The sequence below is a fragment of the Sorangium sp. So ce302 genome (assembly GCF_051530145.1).
Taxonomy (GTDB): Bacteria; Myxococcota_A; Polyangia; order Polyangiales; family Polyangiaceae; genus Sorangium; species Sorangium cellulosum_B.
Window position 1 is genome coordinate 7,442,206 of sequence record NZ_CP150326.1, and the last position, 23,132, is coordinate 7,465,337.

Here is a 23,132-nt window from a genome sequence, read left to right on the forward strand (position 1 = left end):
GCGGCACACGGTCAAGGCGACGCGACACCCCTCCCCCATTTTGGGCCCGGTTCCGCGGCTCCTGGCGCGCCGCATTAAACTAGGGCTCCAATCCTTGTGCCACCTGTGCTACGCGCGTGTGAAGTCAGCACCATGCCTCTGCCCCAACGACAAGGTCTTTACGATCCGGCTTTCGAACACGACGCATGCGGTCTCGGATTCGTCGCCACGCTCCGCCGTGAAGCGACGCACGAGGTCGTCTGCCAAGCGCTCGAGATCCTCGAAAATCTAACCCATCGCGGCGCCGCTGGCTGCGACCCCTGCACCGGCGATGGCGCGGGCGTCCTCCTCCAGATCCCGCACGAGCTGTACGCCACGTCCCTGGCCGCCCTTGGCATCGCGCTGCCTGCTCCCGGCGACTATGCCGTCGCGACGGCGTTCTTCTCCCAGCTCCCGTCGCGGCGCCGCCAGTGCGAGGCGATCCTCGAGGCCGCGGTCGTGCACCACGGACAGCGCGTCCTCGGCTGGCGCGACGTCCCCATCGACGACGCGGCGCTCGGCCCGATCGCGCGCGACTCGCGCCCGGCGATCCGCCAGCTGTTCATCGGCAGGGTCGCGCCTCGCCAGTCCTTCGAGCAGGTCCTGTATGCGATCCGCAAGCGCGCCGGCCGCGCCGCCAACGCCGACGACTTCTACATCACGTCGTGCTCGTCGCGGACGGTCGTCTACAAGGGCCTGATGCTCGCGGAGCAGGTCGCGGCGTTCTACCCCGATCTGTCCGACAAGCGCACCGTGTCGCGGCTCGCGATGGTGCACTCGCGCTTCTCCACGAACACCTTCCCCACGTGGGAGCGCGCGCACCCGTACCGGGTCATCGCGCACAACGGCGAGATCAACACCGTGCGCGGCAACACCGCGTGGATGTCGGCGCGCGAGGCGCTGCTGAAGAGCGATGTCTTCGCGAACGCGATCGAGGACTTCAAGCCGATCATCCGCCCGGGCGGCTCCGACTCGTCCGCGCTCGACAACGTGGTCGACTTCCTGCTCGCGAGCGGCCGCTCGCTGCCCCACGTGATGATGATGCTCGTGCCCGAGGCCTGGGCGCTCGACCCGGACATGTCGGCCGAGAAGAAGGCGTTCTACGAGTACCACGGCTGTCTGATCGAGCCCTGGGACGGCCCCGCGGCGCTGTGCTTCACGGACGGACGGCTGATCGGCGCGACGCTCGACCGGAACGGGCTGCGCCCCGCGAAGTACGTCGTGACGAGCGACGGGCTCGTCGTGCTCGCGAGCGAGTTCGGCGTCCTCGACATCGAGCCGGCGCGCGTGATCCAGAAGGGGCGCCTCCAGCCGGGCAAGATGTTCCTCGTCGACACGACCGAGGGTCGCGTCGTCAGCGACGACGAGATCAAGCGCCGCGTCGCGACGCAGAAGCCCTACGCGGCGTGGGTCGCCGAGAACAAGATCGATCTGCGCGCCCTCGAGGACGTGCCGAGCCTCTACACCATCCCGCACGCGGACCTCCGGGGCCTGCAGCAGGCGTTCGGCTACACCGAGGAGGACCTGCGGATGATCCTCGGGCCGATGGCCACCCTCGGCGAGGAGCCGGTGGGCTCGATGGGCATCGACATCCCGCTCGCCGTGCTCTCCGAGAAGCCCCAGCTGCTCTTCCGCTACTTCAAGCAGCTGTTCGCGCAGGTCACGAACCCGCCGATCGACCCGCTCCGCGAGGAGATCGTGATGTCGCTCGTGAGCTGCGTCGGCGGCGAGGGCAACCTCCTCGAGGAGACGCCCCGCCAGTGCCGGATGCTCGAGCTGCCGCACCCGATCCTCACGCAGGACGACCTGTCGAAGCTGCGGAAGAACGTCTTCCCCGACTTCCGCGCGGCCACGCTGCCCATGTATTTCCCGGTCGACGGCGACCCGGAGGACAACCTGCGCGCCGCGATCGCGAAGCTCTGCAAGGACGCGAGCCGCGCGATCGCCGACGGCGCGAGCATCCTCATCCTCAGCGACCGCGGCATCGACGAGACGCTCGCCCCCATCCCGAGCCTGCTCGCGGTGGGCGCCGTGCACCACCACCTCATCAACGAGGGGGCGCGCACGCGCGCGGGCATCATCGTCGAGACCGGCGAGGCGCGCGAGGTCGGCCACATGGCGCTGCTCATCGGCTACGGCGCCGGCGCGGTGAACCCGTACCTCGCGTTCGAGTCGATCGCGGCGATGTGCCGCGACAAGACCCTCGGCGCCGACCTCTCGCCGACCGCGGCGGGCTCGCGCTACGTGAAGGGGCTCAAGAAGGGCATCCTGAAGATCATGTCGAAGATGGGGATCAGCGCGCTCTCCAGCTACCAGGGCGCGCAGATCTTCGAGGCGATCGGCATCGATCAGCTCGTCATCGACGCGTACTTCACCGGCACGGCGTCGCGCGTCCGCGGCGTCGGGCTGCGCGAGATCGCGGAGGAGGCGCTCGCGCGCCACCACGCGGCGTACGGCGAGCGGGCGCGCGCGCACCTCGACGTCGGCGGCCACCACCACTTCCGCGTGTCCGGCGAGCGGCACCTCTGGACGCCGCAGTCGATCGCCTCGCTCCAGCGGGCGGTCCGCCTCGACGACGCGAAGAGCTACGCCGAGTACGCCTCCATCATCAACGAGCAGCAGGAGCACCCGATGTCGCTCCGCGGGCTGTGGGACTTCAGGCCCGCGGGCCCGCCGGTGCCGCTCGAGGAGGTCGAGCCCGCCGCCTCGATCGTGAAGCGCTTCGCCACGGGCGCCATGTCCTTCGGGAGCATCTCGAAGGAGGCGCACGAGACGCTCGCGATCGCGATGAACCGGATCGGCGCGCGGTCGAACACCGGCGAGGGCGGCGAGGACCCGGTGCGCTTCCTCCGGCTGCCGAACGGCGACTCGAAGCGGAGCGCGGTGAAGCAGGTCGCCTCGGCGCGGTTCGGCGTCACGGCCGAGTACCTCGTGAACGCCGACGAGCTGCAGATCAAGATGGCGCAGGGGGCCAAGCCCGGCGAGGGCGGCCAGCTCCCGGGCCACAAGGTCGACGCGGTGATCGCGAAGGTGCGCCACTCGACGCCCGGCGTGACGCTGATCTCGCCGCCGCCGCACCACGACATCTACTCGATCGAGGATCTCGCCCAGCTCATCTTCGACCTGAAGAACATCAACTCGAAGGCGCGCATCAGCGTGAAGCTCGTCGCCGAGGCGGGCGTCGGCACCATCGCCGCGGGCGTCGTGAAGGCGCACGCCGACGTGGTGCTGATCAGCGGCGACTCGGGCGGCACCGGCGCCTCCCCGCTCACGTCGATCCACCACGCGGGCGTCGCGTGGGAGCTCGGCCTCGCCGAGGCGCACCAGGTGCTCGTGATGAACGGGCTCCGCGGCCGCGCCATCGTGCAGACCGACGGCAAGCTGATGACGGGCCGCGACGTCGCGTTCGCCGCGCTGCTCGGCGCCGAGGAGTTCGGCTTCTCCACGGCGCCGCTCGTCGCGACCGGCTGCATCATGATGCGCAAGTGCCACCTCAACACCTGCCCGGTCGGCATCGCCACGCAGGACCCCGAGCTCCGCAAGAAGTTCACGGGCGCGCCGGAGCACGTCATCAACTTCTTCTTCTACGTGGCCGAGGAGCTCCGGCAGATCATGGCGCGCCTGGGCTTCCGCACGCTGACCGAGATGGTCGGGCGCTCCGACTGCATCGTGCAGCGGAGCACCGGGCTCCACCCGAAGGCGAGGAAGATCGACTGCTCCGAGGTGCTGTACCGCCCGAAGGAGGCGCTCACGAGCCCGACCCACTGCGTGGAGCTGCAGGACCACAAGCTCGACCGGGTGCTCGACCTCAAGCTGATCGAGAAGGCGCGCGCGACGATCGACGGCGGGGCGCCCGTCGTCATCGAGACCCGCGTCAAGAACTCGGATCGGACGCTCGGCGCGATGCTGAGCGGCGAGATCGCGCGCCGCCACGGCAGCGCCGGGCTCCCCGAGGACAGCATCGTGGTCAAGTGCGCCGGCAGCGCCGGCCAGAGCTTCGGCGCCTTCGCCTCGCGGGGCATGACCCTCGAGCTCGAAGGCGACGCGAACGACTACGTCGGCAAGGGCCTCTCGGGCGGCGTGGTCGCGGTGCGACCGCCGCGCGAGGCGCCGTTCCGGCCGGACGATCAGGTCATCGTGGGCAACGTCGTGCTGTACGGCGCGACGGGCGGCCGCGCGTTCTTCAACGGCCGCGCCGGCGAGCGCTTCGCGGTCCGGAACAGCGGGGCCACCACCGTCGTCGAGGGCGTGGGCGACCACGGCTGCGAGTACATGACGGGCGGCACCGTGATCATCCTCGGCACCACCGGCCGCAACTTCGGGGCCGGCATGAGCGGCGGGCTCGCCTACGTCTTCGACGAGGACGCGCTCTTCGAGGCGCGCTGCAACAAGGAGATGGTGCAGCTCGAGACGATGACCGCCGCCGACGCCGAGTCGGTGCGGGCGCTGCTCGAGGAGCACGTGCGGCGCACGGGCAGCCGGAAGGCGATCGAGCTGCTCGAGTCCTGGCAGGCCGTCCTGTCGAAGTTCGTGAAGGTCGTCCCGAGCGAGTACCGCCGCGCCCTGGAGGCCGCGGCGTCGCCCGCGACGAACGGAGCGGACGGGTCCGACAGGCTCGTGTCTCTCCTTTCTCCTTCCACCCCCTATGTTTCCACTGGACGTTACATCCCCGCCAACGCGGGTCCCCTGAGCACGGGAGAGAGGTCGGCCGCCCATGGGTAAGGTACGAGGCTTCCTCGAGATCCAGAGGGTCGACATCAAGAAGCGGCCCGTCTCCGAGCGTTTGAACGACTGGCAGGAGTTCGAGCTCCCGGTCCCCGACGCCGAGCTGCGCGATCAGGCAGCGCGGTGCATGGACTGCGGCATCCCGTTCTGTCACGACGGATGTCCGCTCGGGAACCTGATCCCCGACTGGAACGATCACATGTTCCGCGATCGCCTCCCGGAGGCGATCGCGTCGCTCGACGCGACGAACAACTTCCCCGAGTTCACCGGGCGCGTGTGCCCCGCGCCTTGCGAGGCGGGGTGCGTGCTGAACATCGAGAGCAAGCCGGTCACCATCAAGAACGTCGAGCGCGCGATCGCGGATCGCGCGTTCGACCGGAACCTGGTGGCGCCGGTCATCGCGAAGCAGCGCACGGGCAAGAAAGTCGCGGTGATCGGCTCGGGGCCCGCCGGGCTCGCTGCTGCCCAGCAGCTCGCGCGCAAGGGCCACGACGTGACGCTCTTCGAGCGTGACGACCGCATCGGCGGCCTGCTCCGGTACGGCATCCCCGACTTCAAGATGGAGAAGCACCTCATCGACCGGCGCATGGAGCAGATGCAGGCCGAGGGGGTGACGTTCCGCACGGGCGTCCACTGCGGCGTCGACATCACCGGCGACGCCCTGCGCGGGCAGTACGACGCCGTCGTGCTGTGCGGCGGGGCGCGCCGGCCGCGCGACCTGCCGGTGCCCGGCCGGGAGCTGAAGGGCGTCCATTTCGCGATGGATTTCCTGACCCAGCAGAACAAGCGGGTCGCCGGCGACGTGATCCCCGACAGCGAGGCGATCTTCGCCACGGACAAGCGGGTGGTCGTCATCGGCGGCGGCGACACCGGCTCCGACTGCGTCGGCACGAGCCACCGCCACCGCGCGGCGCACGTGACGCAGCTCGAGCTCCTCCCCCGCCCCCCCGAGCAGCGCTCGCTGACGAACCCGTGGCCCGCGTGGCCGCTCATCCTCCGCACCTCGTCCTCGCACGAGGAGGGCGGCGAGCGCGACTGGTCGGTGTCGACCACCGCGTTCCTCGGGGACGAGCAAGGGCACGTCCGCGCGCTCCAGGCGGCGCGGGTGAAGCTGGAAGGCGGGAAGTTCGTGCCGGTCCCGGGGAGCGAGTTCGAGATCCCCTGCGAGCTCGTCCTGCTCGCGATGGGCTTCGTCGGCTCCGAGCGCGAGGGGCTGCTCGAGCAGCTCGGCGTCGAGATGGACCAGCGCGGCAACGTGAAGGCCCACGGCGGGCGCACCAGCGTGGAGGGCGTCTTCGCCGCCGGCGACATGTCGCGCGGACAGAGCCTCGTCGTCTGGGCCATCGCCGAGGGGCGCAAGGCAGCGGACGCGGTCGACGCGTACCTGATGCAGCCGGCGAAGCGCCGGTTGGCGCTCGCGGCGGGCTAGAGCTCGATCGTGCGAGCGCTGGTCTGGGACGGAACGGCCGCGCGCGTCATCGACCGCGACCCCCCCTCGACCACGGCCGGCATGGCCGTGGTCGAGGTGCGGTGCGCCGGGATCTGCAACACGGATCTCGAGATCATCAAAGGTTACATGGGCTTCCGCGGCACGCTCGGGCACGAGTTCGTCGGCGACGTCGTGGAGGGCCCGGCCGCCTGGCTCGGCCGCCGCGTGGTGGGCGAGATCAACTTCGCGTGCGGCCGCTGCGAGAGCTGCGCGCGCGGGCTGGGCAGGCACTGCCCGACGCGCACGGTCATGGGCATCGTCGGCGCCGACGGCGCGCTGGCGGAGCGCGTCGCGGTGCCCCTGGCGAACCTCCACGCCGTGGCCGACGGGGTCGACGACGAGGAGGCGGTGTTCGCGGAGCCGCTCGCGGCGGCGTTCGCGATCCTGGAGCAGGTGCGTGTGTCGCCGGGCGCGTCGGCGCTCGTGTTCGGCGACGGGAAGCTCGGCCTGCTCATCGCGCAGGTGCTCCACCAGGCTGGCGCCCGCGTCCTCGCGGTCGGCAAACACGAGGAGAAGCTCGCCCTGATGCGCGCGCAGGGCATCGCGACCGAGCTCGTTCGCCCGGAGCCCTCGGGCCAGACCGACGCCGGTGCCTCGCCGCCTCCGGGCGCCTGGGCCGGAGATCCGGCCGAGCTGGTGGTCGAGGCCACCGGCACCGCCGAGGGGTTCGTGAGGGCCGCCCGCGCGACCCGGCCCAGGGGCACGCTCGTGCTCAAGAGCACGGTGGCCGGGCTCTCCAGCGTCCACCTCGCGGAGCTCGTCGTCAACGAGATCACCGTCGTTGGGTCGCGCTGCGGGCTGTTCGGGCCAGCGCTGCGCGCCCTCGAGGCCCGGACCGTCGACGTCCGCTCCCTCGTGTCGGCGCGGCTCCCGCTGGAGCGCGCCGCAGAGGCGCTGGCGGCCGCTGCGGCGCCCGGCGCCCTCAAGGTGCTCGTCACCTGCTGAGCTCGGTGAGCTCGCCGCTCGCTGACTGTCAGCTGCTCGTCCGGGTGGCCTGCGGCCAGCGCGGCATGTTCGCCAGGCGCATTGTGTGAGAATTTCTCGCCGCTGGCCGGAATAGATCCTCATAGGGAGCCGCAGACCGCGCCCCCGATCAGGAGCTGCGATGAGCGCGAAGGACAGCCCACACCACGACGACCGCCGAGAGGACGCGCACAACGAGGCCCGGCAAGCCAGGGAGAGCTGGGAGCAGCAGCGGCTACGAGAGCTCGACCTCGTCGGCATTGAAGAGGATGCGTCGACGTTTTGCCTTCATTGTCGCCGTGAGCTGCTGGAGCAGCTCGCACGGGCCCAGGCGCGCGGCTCGGTGTTGTTCGAGCTCGTCAGGCGCGAAGGGCTGAGCCCTCTTCCCCTCCACGACCCCCGGTCCGCGGCCGAGGGCGGTCACACGCCGGGGTACCGGCGTGACCTCTGGGAAACCGCAATGCACAAGCGCCGCGCCCTGTGGCTCCCCCTCGCGTGCCTCGCGCTCGGCGCGCTGGTGCTCTGGGTGGCATTCGTCCTCCTGAGGCGCTGAGGGCGAGGAGCCGCTCGCGTCCGGATGTGATCCGGACAGGGAAGCGGTTGTTGGTAGAGGGGCGCAGATTCGTGCGTTATGGGCTCACCTGCGCTGTGCGGCGCTCCTAGCGGCGGAACAGCCCCGACATGAACCGCGATGGCGGCGGGAGCTGCCGCGGACGCCACGCCGACGCGGCCACGATGGACACGCCGTTGCGCATGAGCAGGAGCGCGGGCTCGTCGCTCCGGACGTCGAACCCCTGGCTCAGGCGGAGCGCTCCGCGGACCAGCGACTCGTGCGGCGAGACGCGGAGCGGCTCGAAGCCGTTCATGCGGAGGCGGCGCTGCCAGGCGCCCCGGCGCTCGTGCCGCTCGACCCGCGCGGCCCCCTCGCCCACCACCACGTTCATCACCTCCTGCCCGAAGAAGACCTGCTCGATGGTCTCCCGCGCGGCGATGTGCGGCGGGAGCAGCGCCTCGAGCGCCTGGAATACCGCGTAGTAGTGGCCGATCGCCTCCGACAGCCGCGGGAGGAACTGGTGCGCGTTGTGCTCCACATCCGGCTCGACGAGCGTCAGCACGCGCGGCGACAGCGCGCGGATCCTCGTGAGGATGGTGTCGCGGTTCGCGGTGGCGTGCACCGAGGCATCCGGCACGTGGTGCAATGCGAACGCCGCATTGACCGCGATGGGCGCCGTGGAGCGGGACGCGATACGGCTCCAGTCGACGCGCTCCACCGAGGACGCGACGCCGTGGAACTCGAAGGGGACCTTCAGCCGCTCCGCCCACCCCCCGATGAACGCGCCCGCCCAGCGCAGCCGCTGCTCGGGATCGGGGCCCCGGCACGGCAGATCGATGCCGGTCAGCCGGACCCGCGGCGGGCCGCCGGGCCGCGTCGCCAGCCGGTGTAGCAGGAATGGCCACTGCGTACCGCCGCCAACGCCGATGTCGATGACATGGATCTCCCCTTCGTCCTGGAACGCCTCGACGATGGCCGCGTTCGCGCTGAGGTAGCCGAACCGGATGAGCGGCGTCGCGTGGACGAGCAGCTGAAACGCCGCGAGCATGTCCCGCGGCCCGGCGCTGCGCAGGTACAGATTCCCGTCGCCGGAGCGATCTCCGTCCAGGCGGGCGAGCAGCGCCCGGCCAAACACGCCAGAGATGCGCTCGGACGCGTCCCCCGTATCGGGCTCGGCCCGCAGGATGCCCTCGATGAGGGCCCTCGCGCGCTCGCTATCCCCCGCCTCGATCGCCTCGCCCGCCGCCAGGAGGCGGCTCAGGAACGGGCGGCGACGCGAGTGGGTTTGGCGGGTCCCCGAGCTCGGCTGCTGCCCTGGGCTGGACGCGGTCGAGCTGGTGGGCCCCTCGATGTGCGCTCGTAGGCTAAGAGGCGCCTCTTCGGCCGATACGTGTCTACGGATCGCGTTCATGGTGTCCAGGGCTGTTCAACCAGGCAGCCCGCCGTCCTGGCTGGGCTCTCCGCGGGCAGCCGATTTCAGGCGAGAACGCATGACGTCGACCACCTCGCAGGAGCCAGGGGTTTCAATGTTTGCAGATGTCGCTGAGGGAGAGCCCGACGACGAGCAAGGGGCAGGCGCTCGGCGGCCGCGCGCCCGCGGCAAGGCCGCGAAGCGCGGCGCCCGCCCGTGACGCGACGGGGCCTGAGCTCGCAGGGAGACCCGACAGACAACTCTCTGTACATCGATGAAGCCGCCCGCCCGGTCAAGTCCAAGATCGTCATTGTGCGTCGCGCCCCCGTCCTCGTGTTCCGCGCGCCGTCCGAGCCTGTCTTCTGGCGACAAACGTAGGCACTCGTAGGCGTCCCGCGAGGCGCGCGTGATCGCGCCGCAGGCGGAAGCCCCGCCGGCCCCGGCGCGCGCGGATCGCGAGGAGCGCGGCCTCGATGACGCAGGCCGCGCGCGACGCACGTGCCACGGCACACTTCATCGATGGTCTCTTCAGGGCACATCGTGGGCTCCGACCTGACGAGCACGCGCCGGACTCGTTGAGTTGACCGTGGTCGTGACAGCACCTCGCTGGGGACGGGGCTTACACACCACATTACAACCCGCATAATCAGCTCTGTAAAGTCCCTATACATGGGCGTTCGGTCGATCGAGCCCACGTTGCGTCGCCAGATGAAGGCAACCCTGCGACGATCGGGCGCTCCTTCGCCCGAGAAACAGCGCCGCGAAGGCCTTCAGGCCTTCGAGAGGAGCAGAGCGTTTGCTGGAGGTGATGTATGGAACGACCGCCCCCTCGGGCTCAGCAGCCTACGCCGGGAGTGACTTCGTCATCGCAACGCAGCCGGAAGACGAGCGCTCTCCGGCGACGCGGCGGCACCATTGACGCACTCCTGCACCTGTGCATGCGACGGCGGGCGCCAGCGGTTCAGTCGTTATCGGACAGGTCGCTTCCCTCGGCGAAGTGGGAGCGATCGACGCCATTCTTCTCGAGCCAGCGTCGAATTCGATTCCTGTGCACTCCGAGCCTGATGGCCGCGCGAGACACATTGCCTCGCTCGAGGCGAAGCGCCTCGGCGATCTCATCTTCGGGCGGCGCCTGTCCTGCGCGCGCCGGTCGAACATCGCTCGCCGTCGGCCGGGCCTGCGGCTCGATCGACTCCGGGCTCAGCCCGACGCCGGCGAGCGGATCCAGATCCTTGGCCTCGACCGTGCGCCGCCCCTCGTCGAGCGCGCGCGTCACGGCGCGCCGCGCCTCGCCGACGAACTCGCGCAGATTCCCCGGCCATCGGCGCATCGCGCACGCGATGATCATCGAATGATGAATCGCCGGCGGCGCGCTTTGAGCGGCCGTGCCGACCGCCTTTGCGCATTGCGCCAGCAGCCACGGGATCTCCTCGGTCCGCTCGCGGAGGGGCGGGAGCCGGACCTCGGGCCGGCCGATGCGGTAGTAGAGATCATCCCGGAAACGGCCCTGGGCGACGCGGGCGCGGAGGTCGTGTGTCGCCGCGCAGATCCGGATCTGCACCGGGCGAGGCGCGACCGCGCCGAGCTCGAGGACCTGACGGGTGTCGATCGTCCGCAGCAGCTTCGCCTGGACGGCCGCGTCGAGCTCCGCCACCTCGTCGAGGAAGAGCGTGCCTCCGTGGGCGGCCTGCACATAGCCGTCGGTGTCGTGCGTCGCGCCGGAGTAAGCGCCGCGCCTGGCGCCGAAGAGGAGCCGCTCCGCCAGGCCCTCCGGGATGGCCGCGCAGTTGACGGCGACGAATGGGCCGCGCGCCTGCGGCCCCGCCTCGTGGTAGGCGCGCGCCGCGAGCTCTTTGCCCGTGCCGCTCTCGCCCGTCACGAGGAGGCTGTCTCCCCCGGCCGCGGCGCGGATGATCGTGTCGTAAATCAGCTGCAGCCTCGGCCCGAGGACGCTCTCCTTTTCGAGGCGCACGCCCCCGCGCGCGAAGCTCCGGATGTCGCTGAGCGCGAGGAACACCGACGTCCCCGCGCCGACGACCTGGATCGCGTCCCTCCGCACCTCGCCGCGGATCGTCTCGCCGTTGACCGACGTCCCGTTGGTGCTGCCGAGGTCCTCCACGGTCCAAGCGCCGCCGTCGTACGCGATGCGGGCGTGTCGCCGCGACATGAGCGAGTCGTCCATGAGCGGCACGCCGCCGACGCCTCCGCGACCCACCACCACGGAGCCACGATCCAGCGGGATGGGAGCGCAGCGCGGCTGATCCCCCGAGAAGATCAGGACGATGCCGGGAACAGGCTCGGCGACCGAGGGCTCCGGTGCAACCGAGACGCGGACGGTGGAGTGGTCCATCGGGCGCAATCTTACCCGCTGAAGAACCTGGCCGGCCAGTGGCCGGCCATCCCAACGGCCTGCAAAGGCTCTCCGGGCAGAACTCCCAGCAAATCCAGGTCGCCCCGTTCGCCAGGTTCGGCACAAGTTGTGCTTGTTCCCTCGGCATGGTGGCCTCTGCAAGAGCTCGCATCCATCGGGACCGGGGGGCTGCCCTCGAGGTGAACATGGGATCCGGCCGCAACATCGAGGAGGCGAGCCGCCGCTCGTCCCGGCGTCTGCACACATCCCGCACCCTGCCGAGCCTCCCCACCCACCCCGGTCTCCAGGGCGTCAGCGGCCTCCGCGGCGCTCTCGAGTTCCTGGAGTGGCCGGCGTCCGAGTGGACGCCCAAGGACCTCCAGGACTGGTTCGTGGACCACCTCGTGACCCCGGGCCTGATGAAGCGCCCCCAGATCGTGCGCGAGCCCGGCGCGACGCCCGTCATGCTCGATCCCCGGGCGGACGGCGGCAGCAACCTCGAGGAGCTCATCCACAAGGCCCGCGGGCGCGTCATCACGGCCCTCCGGGGGCTGATCGCGCCCGTCGCCGACGATCGGTTCCTGAACGCGGCGATCTACGGGGGCAGGGTCCGCCGGGCCGCGGTCGGCGGCCGTCCCGTCTGGGTCGCCTCGCCGCGCGAGATCGACTTCCTCGGCGACATTGTGCTCAGCTTGCTCGCCGCCGACATCCTGCTCGACCGGGAGTTCTATCGCGCACACCTGTGCATCTGCGAGGTGTGCGGAAGGGTGTCATTCAAGGAGACCGCGGACGCGCGAGGCGTATGCAGCGAGCATCGCAGCAGTGTGTCCGGGTTTACGCCGCGGGTGCGCTGAGCGCCTGCGGCGGAGTCGTGACGCCAGAGACGATAAAGGCCGGCTGAAGAGCCGGCCTTCGTCATTTCTCTCGCCACGGATCCGGTCCGCCCGCCGCATCGCGGAGGGCCGGCGCGGACGGCGCCGCGTCAGTTCGCGTCGAACGAGACCCAGGCGCCCGTCGCCCAGGTGTCATCGGCCTTGAAGGCGCCGATGTAGCTCGCCTCCGGGTCGAAGAAGCCGTCATCCGGCGGGGTCGCCGCGTTCTCGGTGAGCGTGGCCTCAGGCCGGAAGTCGGGCGTGGCGGCGAAGCAGTCGGCGAGCCCGGGATCCTCGGTGCTGTTGGTCGCCTCGCCCTCGAACCACGCGACCTCGTCCGCGCCAGCGTCGTCGTCGTCGTCGAGCTTCGACTCGGTCGCCGCCTCGGTGTCGGTCTCTTCGTAGGCGATGTTCGCCCCGATGTTGCCGAAGAAGATCGAGCTCGCGAGCTCGACCTCGGTGAGCTCGTTACGGAGATCCACCCCCGCCTCGAAGCCGGTCACGATGGTGTTGAAGATGTGGGCCTTCGTCGAGCGGCGGAGCAGCATGCCGTACTGCTGCTTGTCGACTTCCTTGTTCTTGCCGCACAGGGTCGCGTTGTAGATCGTCGGCTCGCTGAGGGGCGTGTTGGCCGACGAGTCGGCGTCGTTGTCGCCCTCGAAGCCGTTCGTCTCGTCGGCCACGGACGGGTCCTGCTGGAGCGCGAGGAACTGGAGCTTGCCGGTGTAGCCGAGGTCAAAGTCGAAGCCGTCGTCGCCGTTCTGCGCGCAGATGAGGTGCTTCGCGTTGACGGTGCCGCCGAAGAACTCGAAGCAATCGTCGAGCGTGTGGTGCACCATCACGTGATCGACGGTCGTCCCGGAGCCCACGCCGGCGAAGGTGAGGCCGTTGACCTCGTTGTCCTGGGAGAGGAGGATCCCGCTGTACTCGATGCGCACGTACTCGAGGACACCGCTGTTGTCCGCGGGCTTGTCGCCGCCGTACTCCGTGCCTTCGCCGGTGATGCCCTCGACGCTGGCCTTGCCGCCTTCGACGTTGACGGGCGCCTCGCCGAGCAGGATGACGCCGCCCCAGTCGCCGGCGGCGCGATCGCCCTCCTCGCCCTGGCTCGTGAACACGATGGGCTTGCTCACCGTGCCCTTGGCGTTGATCTTGGCGCCGGGCTTCACGACGAGCGTGGCGAGGCTCACCTTCTCGCCCATGATCGTCGTTCCGGGCTCGATGGTCAGGGTCGCGCCGCGCTCGACGAAGACGATCCCCTTCATGAGGTAGCACTTGTCGGCGGTCCACTTCGTGCTGGCGGTGATCGCCTCGCTGACCTCCACCGGGGAGGAGCAATCGGCGCTGACGTCGCCACCACCGCCGCCGTCGCCACCGCCGCCCTCGCCGCCACCGCCACCGTCACCGCCGCTGGCGGAGCTGCTCGCGGACGAGGTGCTTGTCGAGGTCGGGGAGACCGAGTCGTCATCGCCGCACGCGGCGAACGCCGCGACGGAGAGCGCCGAGGCGCAAACCAAGCCCAATTTGAATGTACGCAATTTATTCTACCTCCTCCCCCAACATGGCGCATGTAGGAAAACTCGTGACGAGCGCGGCGTGACGATTCAATGGCAGGTGCTCAGTAGGTGAGCGCTGCGCTCAACGTCACAGTCGTTCCGACACTGTACTGGCTGACGATCTTGTCCTCATCGTCCGCTTTCCCCTGGGTGACGCGGACGGGCGCATCGATGAGGTTCTCACCGGCCAGCTTCAGCTCGACGTGCTCGCCGAGGCGCTGGGCCACGGTCAGGTCGATCTGGTGCCGCGGCTGCTCGTACTCGTCCGCCAGCCCGCTCTTACCCACCCTCTTGAGCCGGGCGCCGAACACGTTGTAGAGGAGCCGGGCGCTCGTCCCGGTCGACTCTCTGGCGTAGTCGAGCCCCAGGTTCACGACGAAGGGGGATTGCCCCTGGAGCGGGTGCGTCGGGCTGCTCTGGATGGTGACCCCTCCCGCGTTGTCGTCGGGATCGACCGTCACTTCCGACTGCACGAACGTGAGGTTTCCGAGCGCCGTGACCTCCTTCAGGAGCGGGGTGATGAAGCCCAGGCCCTTCCTGAGTTCGAGCTCGACCCCGGCGACATGACCGGCTTCTCCGTTCACGTAGCTGAGCCTGCCCCTGCCGCCGTTCGGGAAGATGATCTCCTCGATCGGATCCTGGAAGTGTTTGTAAAAGACGCTGACCGCGGCCACCTCGCCGGCCGTCGGGAAGATCTCGAAGCGGAGATCGGCGTTCACGACGCTCGTCCGCCCGAGGTCCGGATTGCCTTGCGCCTCCAGCCCGCTGTATCCCTCCTGATACAAGGTCGGGCTGAGCTCGCGGAGCTGGGGTCGGGCCAGCGTCCTGGACACGCCGAGCCTGACATTCGAGATCGAGCTCGCCTTGAAGATGACGTTGGCCGCAGGCAAGAGATCGACCTTGTCGCTCTCGGCGCTTTTCTCGGGGCTCGCCGGGGAGTACCTGTCGAACGCCCTCAGCGACAGCGTGGAGGCCTCGATCCGGGCGCCGAGCACCGCGCGGAGCCATCGTGTGATGGCGGCGTCCGTCATCACGTAACCGGCGTAGAGATCGCTGTTCGCCGTGTAGGAGTCGGTCTCGCGCGTGATCTCCTCCAGCTCGAGCGCCGTACCGATGTTCTCGTCCGAGAACAGCTGACCCGGCTCCTGGCGGAAGATCGTCGGATCCGAGCCCGGACGCTGCTTGAACCGGAACCGGCGCGCGTTGAACTCGCGCTCTCGGAGGTTGAACAGACCGCCCAGCTTCAGCCGGGTCGGAGTGTCCCCACGGACGAGAGGCTGGGTATAGGAGAGCTGCCCGCCGTAGTTCACGTCGGTCATGTCGCTGAAGAAGTGGGCGCCGCTCAGCGTGCCCTCGTCCCACGAGAAGGCTCCGCTCGTATCGTCCCTGATGTAGACGGTCTCCCTCGTATCGGGCTCGTCCGAGGACGCGCCGGAGATGGACGCCTTCCAGTCGAGGGTACCGCCGTCCAGCGCTCCGAAGCGGTGCTCTCCCTGGAGCTGACCCAAGGTGAGGGCGCGGGAGATGAACCGCTGCTGTGTGTCGCGAAACGCGCTGCTGCCGTCCAGAGGGTTCCCGCTGATCTCGCTGGCCAGATCCTCCGACGAGCGGCTGTGGAGCCCGGTGATCGTCACCTTGTGGTTCTGATCCGGGTTGTAGGTGGCGCTGGCGAACGCGCCCCAGGACACCTGGTCACGGATGCTCCCGGTGCTGGTGTCGGCGTTGGGTACGGGTTCGCCGCCCAGAGGATCGGGATCGAATTTCCTCGTGCGCGCTTCAGCGCGCGGAGCGAACTTCCGGCCATAGCTCAGGGTGGCGACGTAACCGAGGCGCTGCTCGCCGCCGAGCTTCAGGGTGTCGCCGACGACCACGCTGCCGCTCCCGTTCGGCGGGGTGAACGACCGCGTCGTCACCATCGACGAGTTGATCGCCCGCCCATAGGCCGTCATCTCGTCCCTCGTGATGGTGCCGCCGCCCGGCTTGGAGCCGAGCCGCAACACCTTGTAGTCGGGGATCTCGCTGGGAAGCGCGCGCGCGCCGCCGTCGATCCCGAGCCAGTCGGTGCCCGATCCGGCGTAGGTCAGGCGATCGCGGAACGTCGCCTGGCTGTTCAGCCCGAGCGACAGCGATGCCTGAAAGAGGAACTTCGTCGGGAGCTCGCGTGTGTTGATCTGGACCGAGCCGCCCGCGAAGTCGCCGGGGAGATCGGGCGTGAACGTCTTGACGACGGTGATGTCGCTGAGGACCAGCGACGGAAAGAGGTCCAGCGGGACGGCCTGCCGATCGGGCTCGGGGCTCGGCAGCGGGGCGCCGTTCAGGAGCGCGTTCGTGTAGCGCTCGCCCAGGCCGCGGACGTAGACGTACCTGTTGTCGACCACGGTCGCGCCGACGATGCGCTTCGCGGCCTCGGCGGCGTTGCGATCGGGTGTCTTCGCGATCTCCTTCGCGCCGATGGCGTCGCCCACGTGGGCCGCGTTCTTCCGGATGAGCAGCTGCGCCGCGACGCTCGCCCGCTCCGGCTCGAACTCGACCTCGATGACCTCCTCTGTCTGCTGATCGGGATCGAGGCCGACATCGACCTGGACCACCTGCCCGGCGGTCACACGTACGTCCTGCACGCGCTGCGGCTCGTACGCCTCGTACCAGACCCGCAGCTGATGGGTGCCCGGCGGGAGCTCCAGGCGATACCGCCCGTCGAGGTCCGCGATCGCCTTGAGCTTCGTCCCCACGACGGACACCTGGGCGTCGAGCAAGGGCTCTTTCGTGGCGGTGTCCGTGACGACGCCCCACACCACGCCTTTCCCCGCGGGCGGCGGGCGCGACGGGCTCGGCTCGTCGAGCCCCGCGACGTCCTCCGCCGCAGGACCGCCGGCCCGAGGCGCCGCGCCGTCTGGCTGCGGCGCGGCGGCTCCGGGGTCGCCCTGCGCGAGGGCCGTGGCCCCCCAGCAAAGCGGTGTCACCAGCGCTGCGACTACCCCCGAGATCCTTCTGCGACTCATGCACCTGTCCCTTCGCGCGCTCCGAGCCCGGGCGCGACTCTCGATTCGATGGCCGGGCGCACGCGCGCCCGTCTGATGAGGAGAGCGGAGGGCCAACTCGCGCCCTCTCCCGTCCCGTGCACCCCGCCGCGCTCGCGCGCTCGAGCGACGCGGCGGCGGCTCCCGCGCGCCTCGACTTCACCTCTTCGGGCCTCTGCCCTGGCTCAGCGCGCGGGCTTCTCCGTCAGGACGGCGATCGTCTTGGCCCCGCCCATGCGCGCGGCGTCCATGGCCTCCACGGCGACCGCGTAGACGGCCTCGTCATCCGCGTCGAAATAAAGAACGTTGTCCGAGCGCGCCGCGAAGATGCGCGCGAGCCGCTCCTTCAGCTCGCCGCGCTGCACCTCGGCCTGGTTGATGCGGAGGACGCCGCGCCGATCCACCGTGAGCACCACGGGCTTGTCGGCGTCGATGGGAGGCGGCGCGAGCTTCGCGGTGTCGTCCTTCTTGGGCAGATTCAGCCAGAACTGCTTGGCGAGCAGCGGTGTCACGACCATGAAGATGATGAGGAGCACGAGCACCACGTCGACGAGCGGCGTCACGTTCATGCTCGGCGCGACACCGCCCTTCTTGCCTCCGCCCTGCGGAACGCTCATTCCCACGGCGCTATCCCTCCTCCGGCTCCGCGGACGCCCCGCCGCCCCGCTGGCTCACCTGCAGCGAGATCCCGGCGAACCCGACCTCCTGGCACAGCGCGAAGGCCTCCCGCACGCGGCCGTACCTCACCGAGGAGTCGCCCTTGATGACCACCCGGCGCTCCGGCTCGGCGGCGCGGATGGCCCGCAGCCGCTCGCCGAGCGCGCCGAGGTCGGCGACAGCCTCCTTCTCGAGGAACACGGTGCCTGCGCCGGTGATCGTCACGTAGATCGGATCGAGCTTCGACTTCGCCTTCGGATCCGGCTGAAACACCGCCGGGAGCTCGACCCGCTCGCCGTGCTCCATCTGGGGCGCGATCACCATGAAGATGATGAGGAGCACGAGCACCACGTCGACGAGCGGCGTGACGTTGATCTCCGGCTCAGGCGGCTGCTGCCGACCCGAGCGACCGCTCTCCGCTCGAACGCCCATGTTCGTTCTCCATCTCGTCGATGAGCTCACCCGCGCTGCGCTCGAGCGCGAGCTCCACCGCAGCGATACGGGTGGTGAGGTAGTTGAAGCAAAGCACCGCCGGGATGGCGACCGCGAGCCCGAGCGCGGTGACGATGAGCGCCTCGGAGATGCCGGCGCTCACGGCGCCGAGGCCGCCCGAGCCGGTCGAGGCGATGGTCTGGAAGGCGGTGATGATGCCGATGACGGTGCCGAGCAGCCCGACGAACGGGGCCACCGAGCCGACCGTCGCGAGCACCGAGAGGCCGCGGCGCAGGTCGGCGGAGATCGCCTCCCGGCGCCGAGACACCTCGCGGCGCGCGAGCTCCACCGGCGGCACGCCGCCCTCGCCGGCCTCGACGGCGCGCTGGAAGCGGCGCACGGCCGCACCGACGAGCCGGGCGAGCGCGGAGCGTCCATAGCCGTTGGCGATCGAGACGAGCCGCGCGGTGTCCCAGGCCTCCATCACGGGGCGCGCCTCCCTCGCGAAGCGCCGGGTCTCCGACGCCTGACGCGCGAGCGCGATGAGCCGCTCCACCACGACGGCGACGCTCGCCAGCGCCATGAGCACGAGGGCGAACGCGACGAGCTTGCTCAAAAGCCCCATGGTCGCCCAGATGTGCCCGAGATCAAACTGCATCATGGTTAACCTCCTTCGTTCCTCGGGCGAGAGGCCGCGTCCGCGGCCGCGCGCTCGACGTCATCTCTTCGCCTTGAACGGGATCCGGACCGTCTTGAAGGTCGACACCGGCCTCCCCTCGTGGATCGCCGGCCGGTAGCGCCACGTCTTCACCGTCGCGAGCACCACGTCGTTGAACAGCGGATGGCCGCGGACGATGGTGACGTTCGTGACCTCGCCGGTCTCGGTCACCACGAACCTGACGACCACGGTGGCCTCTATCCCCGCGCTCCGCGCCGCCTCGGGGATGGGAGGGAGGGAATTGGAGAGCGCGACAGGCGGCGTGGCGTTCTCGGGGAGGTGAATCGGCCCTTTCGGCTGCGGAGGCGGCGGCGGTGGCGGCGGCGCGGGCGCAGCCACGGCGGCCGTCCCCGTGCCGCCGGGGACCCCGCCGGGCACGCCGCCCGGTACGCCTCCCGGCTCTCCGTAGGTGTCGTCGTCGCTCGCCTTGGCCTGGCTCGGGTCCGCCTCCGCCGGCGCCTCGCTGGGCACGGCGGTCGGCGCGACGAGCGCCGGGCGCCGGGGCGCCGCGGGGCGAGGCGCCGGAGCCTCCGCCGCCGGCGGCGGGGGCGCGGGCGCCGGGGCGACGGGGGGCGCCTCGGGGAGCTGGGTGGCGAGCTTGACCTCGACGACCTCCTCCTCGGGCGGAGGAGGCGCGATCGCGCCGCTCAGGCGGGCAGCGGCGAGCGTGATGGCCGCGAACAGCAGGAGCCCTGCCGCAACCCCGATCGCGAGGCGCTTTGCCCGCTCAGGATCGGCCTCCCCTGCATTCCACGTTTCAAGGTACATCGAGGCTCCCGGCACACGTTGGCGACAACACCAGAGCTCCACCTGACCTCATGAGAGGGACCGGCAGGCTTCAACAATGTCGCCCATCATGTGAATCACCGTCTGCACGGTACACTGGCTGCCGTTGCGGCCCGGTGACGGTGGGGCAACGATTGTCGTGCTCGCCCGGCAGGGCGCTCAGGCGCTGCGGCTCTCGGGGAGGTCGGGCGAAGCGGCGAATCGATAACCGATACCGCGGACGGTCTGGATATAATCGCCGGCGCGGCGCAGCTTGTCGCGAAGCCGCTTGACGTGGGTATCCACGGTCCTCGTCGTGATGCTCACGTCGATGCCCCAGACGCCGTCGAGGAGCGCGGTGCGCGTCTGCACGCGCTCGCGCGCCTCGTACAGCGCGACGAGGAGCTTGAACTCGAGGAGCGTCAGCTCGACCTCCTCGCGCTCGACCCACACGCGGTGAGCGCCCTCGTCGATCCGCAGGCACCCGAACTCGATGCTCCGCTCCCCGTCCCCGGAGGACTTCGCGCGTCGGAGCACGGCTTGCACGCGCAGCACGAGCTCCCGCACGCTGAACGGTTTGACGACGTAGTCGACGGCGCCGAGCTCGAAGCCGACGATGCGGTCGACCTCGTCCCCGCGCGCCGACACGATCATCACGGGGATCCGCTGGGTGCCATCGCTCTGCTGGAGAGCACGGCACACCTCGGTCCCCGGGATGTCGGGCAGCATGAGATCGAGCAAGACGAGATCGGGCCGCTGGTCCGTGGCCAGCCGGACCCCCTCACCGCCCTGCCCCGCGAGGAGCACCTCATGCCCGGCTTGCCTGAGGTTGTAATCGAGCACCTTCTGGAGCGCCGGCTCGTCCTCGATGACTAAAATCCGCGCCATGGTGAAGAGCGCGTGTACCCGAGCGATGTGACGGACCGATGACCGGATGGCAACAGGGCGGTGCGGCGCCGAAAAGACCGCACGGGCACGCAGGCGCAGCGGACGCACGACGGGATGTAGCAGGGGAGCGCAGGCGCGGCGAAAGGTCACGCGGGCGCGGCGCGGCGCGGCGCGATGAGACGAGACGAGACGAGACGAGACGAGGTGCCCCGAGGGCGCGCGGCGAAAGGTCGCACGGGCGGGGCGAGATGCGCTAGGCTCGTCGGGATGCTGCGGACTTTGCGACTCATCGCGGCCGACGTGCGCCAGAAGGCCACATGGTGCTACGGCAGCGATCCACTGCCGACACTCCTGAAGACGCTGGCGACCGACGGCACGGCGGCGATGGTCCTCTACAGGTTCACGCAGTCCGCGCGAGCCCACCGGATGCCGGTGCTCGAGATGGTGCTCAACAAGGCGACCAACCTGGCCGGCGGCTGCGTGATCGGGCGCGGCGCGGACTTCGGGCCCGGGTTCGTGCTCATCCACTCGAACGGCGTTGTCATCAATGGCAACGTCCGAGGCGGATCGAACGTGCTCATCGAGCACCAGGTGACCATCGGCGCCGATCGGCGGCAGACACCGGTGCTCGGGAGCGACCTTTTCATCGGCGCGGGGGCGAAGATCGTCGGCGGGGTCACGGTCGGTGACGGCGCCAGGATCGGCGCCAATGCCGTGGTCGTGCACGATGTCGCGCCGAACACCACGGTCGTGGGCATCCCCGCGAAGCCCGTGCAGCGGCGCGAGGACCGCGCCGCCCAGCCCGCCGCGCGCCCGGCCGCGGACGGGACCAACACCTCGCAGAGCTGACCGCCGCCACGCCGGCTCGAGGGTTCCAGAGCGGCGGTCTACCGGGGAGCGCGGCCCAGAAGCTCTTGCCTGAGCTGCGCGATCTCTTGCCGGAGTGGGCCGATGAAATCGGCGCTCAGGGTGCGGTTCCGGCCCTGCAGCGCGCGCGCCGTGTGCCACTTGCTGAGCGCGAGCCGCGCGCCGGCGCGGATGAAGCTCCGCCCCGTGGCGCCGCGCCAGCCCAGGGTGCACCGGAGCCGGCCGATCGGCGAGCAGACGAGCTCGAGCTCGTCCTGGGTGAGCATGCCGAGCGCGACCTCGTCGCGCAGATGATCCCGGATCACCCAGCCCTTGCGGATCACGAGCGCCACGATGATCCCGAAGAACGACGCGACGAAGCACAACCAGAGCAGGAGCCACGGCATGAAGATGTCCCCCATCGCGCGCCCCAGGGCGGTGGGGAGGAAGTTCCACACCGCGTGCAGCGCGACGCCGAGCAGGTAGCCGCCGATCGGGGCCGCCGCGCGCACCCACGTCTTTGACGACTCCCGGGCGAGCCCGAAGCCGATGCCGGTCATCGACGTGAACAGCGGGTGGAGCCAGGGCGTGAAGACGCCCCGCAGGACGAACGTGCCGGCGAGAACGTCGCTGCCCTGCATCGAGGCGCGCGCGTAATAGAGCACGTTCTCCACCGCGGCGAAGCCGAGCGCGCAGAACGTGGCGTAGATGATGCCGTCGACGATCCCATCGAACTCCCGGCGCAGGAAGTAGAAGAAGCCGAACACGCCGAGCCCCTTGAAGAGCTCCTCTGCGAACGGCGCGCTGACCGATGCGCTGACGAGCTCGCCGGCCGGCTCGCCGAAGTTGCTCGAGACGCCGATGTGGACGCCCGTGTTGATCAGGATCGAGAAGCCGGTCGCCGCGAGCGCGCCCCAGAGGAACGCCATCAGCAGGCACCACCACGGCTCGGGATCGTACCGATCGATGATCATCGGGACGAACAGGTAGAGGACGAGCGGTGGGAACGCGAAGAGCGCCCCGACGAGCATGGCGCTCAGCATGCTCCCCCCGGACTCGATGACGCCGAGGAGCGTGAAGAGCACGTTGAGGACCGCGCCCGCGATGAGGCCGATGGCCCACAGCCACAGCCCGGCGATGCGCAGCCGCCGGTCCGGGTCGAACCTCCGAACGGCCGCCGGGTAGCCTGCGTGGTGATGCGCGTATGCGTGACCCTGCTGCCCCCGCGCGTAGCCCTGGGGTGCCAGCGGGTACGCGTGGCCCTGCGGCCCCTGCGAATACGCGTGGCCCTGCGGCCCCTGCGCATAGCCTTGCGGCCCCTGCGCATAGCCTTGCGGCCCCTGCGCATAGCCCTGCGGCCCCTGCGGATACGCGTGCCCCTGCGGTCCGTGCGTATAGCCCTGCGGCCCCTGCGGATACGCGTGCCCCTGCCCGTAGCCCTGCGCTGGCTGCGCGTGCGCGTACCCCTGCGGCGCCTGCCCGTGGCCCTGCTGCCCGTGCGGCGGTTGCCCCATGGTGCTCTGCCCCGCACCTTGCGCCGGATACCCCGAAGCGCCCTGCCCGCCCCCCTGCGCGCGCTCGCTCAAGCGCTCCGCCGGCCGGGGTTGTTGCGGCACGCCGGGGGAATCGGGACGATGTCCGTGGGGATTGTGCATGGATCGAGCGCTCTCGCGAAAGCCTCGTGACAGCGGGTGACCGTTCAGCCGAGGCGAATCCCCGCCGCGCGCGTGGAGCCGAAAGCAGCGGTGACGATCCGCGCCGGGCGACGCCAGCCTCGGAGCTGTCGCTCACGCCCGTGGGATCGAAGTATCACGGAATATTTCTACCACGGCAGGGACGCGCCGGGCATATATCCCAGCAGCTTCGCCACGG

At 70.1% G+C, this 23,132-nt stretch carries 16 protein-coding genes; 6 read left to right on the top strand and 10 right to left on the bottom strand.

Annotated elements, in window-relative coordinates:
* The first annotated feature begins 132 nt into the window (after positions 1-132).
* From gltB to WME73_RS28190, 4 genes are all read left to right on the top strand, one after another.
* Positions 133-4,740: a glutamate synthase large subunit gene (gene gltB / locus WME73_RS28175; protein WP_437911536.1), complete on the top strand. Its 4,608-nt coding sequence runs from the start codon at positions 133-135 to the stop codon at positions 4,738-4,740.
* A complete protein-coding gene (locus tag WME73_RS28180) occupies positions 4,733-6,172 on the top strand; it encodes a glutamate synthase subunit beta (RefSeq protein ID WP_437739482.1) in 1,440 nt (479 codons plus the stop codon). Before gltB ends, WME73_RS28180 begins: the two co-directional genes overlap by 8 nt.
* A gap of 9 nt (positions 6,173-6,181) precedes the next feature.
* Positions 6,182-7,177, top strand: coding sequence for an MDR/zinc-dependent alcohol dehydrogenase-like family protein (locus tag WME73_RS28185; RefSeq protein ID WP_437739483.1), 996 nt, complete (start codon positions 6,182-6,184; stop codon positions 7,175-7,177).
* A 160-nt stretch (positions 7,178-7,337) separates the two neighbouring features.
* Entirely contained in the window at positions 7,338-7,748 is a 411-nt protein-coding gene (locus WME73_RS28190; RefSeq protein ID WP_437911537.1) for a hypothetical protein, read from the top strand.
* A gap of 106 nt (positions 7,749-7,854) precedes the next feature.
* Here the strand turns inward: WME73_RS28190 and WME73_RS28195 are convergent, their stop codons facing one another.
* Positions 7,855-9,159, bottom strand: a complete 1,305-nt coding sequence (locus tag WME73_RS28195; protein WP_437739485.1) for a GRAS family protein — start codon at positions 9,157-9,159, stop codon at positions 7,855-7,857.
* Between the two features lie 961 nt (positions 9,160-10,120).
* Positions 10,121-11,509, bottom strand: coding sequence for a sigma 54-interacting transcriptional regulator (locus tag WME73_RS28200; RefSeq protein ID WP_437911538.1), 1,389 nt, complete (start codon positions 11,507-11,509; stop codon positions 10,121-10,123).
* A gap of 206 nt (positions 11,510-11,715) precedes the next feature.
* Here WME73_RS28200 and WME73_RS28205 point away from each other — a divergent pair, with 206 nt between their 5' ends.
* On the top strand, positions 11,716-12,363 hold the full coding sequence (locus WME73_RS28205; RefSeq protein WP_437739487.1) for a hypothetical protein: 648 nt from the start codon (positions 11,716-11,718) through the stop codon (positions 12,361-12,363).
* A gap of 128 nt (positions 12,364-12,491) precedes the next feature.
* On the opposite strand, the gene WME73_RS28210 is transcribed toward WME73_RS28205, so the two are convergent.
* The 7 genes from WME73_RS28210 to WME73_RS28240 form a co-directional block, all read right to left on the bottom strand.
* Positions 12,492-13,898 carry a hypothetical protein gene (locus tag WME73_RS28210; protein ID WP_437911539.1) on the bottom strand — a complete coding sequence of 469 codons (1,407 nt, stop codon included), beginning with the start codon at positions 13,896-13,898 and terminating at the stop codon, positions 12,492-12,494.
* A 101-nt stretch (positions 13,899-13,999) separates the two neighbouring features.
* Entirely contained in the window at positions 14,000-16,936 is a 2,937-nt protein-coding gene (locus tag WME73_RS28215) for a carboxypeptidase regulatory-like domain-containing protein (protein WP_437911540.1), read from the bottom strand.
* Between the two features lie 203 nt (positions 16,937-17,139).
* The gene (locus WME73_RS28220; protein WP_437748039.1) at positions 17,140-17,571 is read right to left on the bottom strand and encodes an ExbD/TolR family protein; all 432 of its coding nucleotides are present in this window, start codon (positions 17,569-17,571) and stop codon (positions 17,140-17,142) included.
* Between the two features lie 10 nt (positions 17,572-17,581).
* On the bottom strand, positions 17,582-18,043 hold the full coding sequence (locus WME73_RS28225; RefSeq protein WP_437739490.1) for an ExbD/TolR family protein: 462 nt from the start codon (positions 18,041-18,043) through the stop codon (positions 17,582-17,584).
* The gene (locus WME73_RS28230) at positions 17,994-18,704 is read right to left on the bottom strand and encodes a MotA/TolQ/ExbB proton channel family protein (RefSeq protein WP_437911541.1); all 711 of its coding nucleotides are present in this window, start codon (positions 18,702-18,704) and stop codon (positions 17,994-17,996) included. Before WME73_RS28230 ends, WME73_RS28225 begins: the two co-directional genes overlap by 50 nt.
* 57 nt (positions 18,705-18,761) lie before the next feature.
* Complete coding sequence (locus WME73_RS28235) at positions 18,762-19,529, bottom strand: energy transducer TonB (RefSeq protein WP_437911542.1); 768 nt, start codon at positions 19,527-19,529, stop codon at positions 18,762-18,764.
* A gap of 177 nt (positions 19,530-19,706) precedes the next feature.
* Positions 19,707-20,414 carry a response regulator gene (locus WME73_RS28240; protein ID WP_437911543.1) on the bottom strand — a complete coding sequence of 236 codons (708 nt, stop codon included), beginning with the start codon at positions 20,412-20,414 and terminating at the stop codon, positions 19,707-19,709.
* 267 nt (positions 20,415-20,681) lie between these two features.
* On the opposite strand from WME73_RS28240, the gene WME73_RS28245 reads away from it, so the two are divergent.
* Positions 20,682-21,263: a serine O-acetyltransferase gene (locus WME73_RS28245; protein ID WP_437911544.1), complete on the top strand. Its 582-nt coding sequence runs from the start codon at positions 20,682-20,684 to the stop codon at positions 21,261-21,263.
* 38 nt (positions 21,264-21,301) lie between these two features.
* Here the strand turns inward: WME73_RS28245 and WME73_RS28250 are convergent, their stop codons facing one another.
* Complete coding sequence (locus WME73_RS28250; protein WP_437911545.1) at positions 21,302-22,876, bottom strand: PrsW family glutamic-type intramembrane protease; 1,575 nt, start codon at positions 22,874-22,876, stop codon at positions 21,302-21,304.
* Positions 22,877-23,132 lie beyond the last annotated feature (256 nt).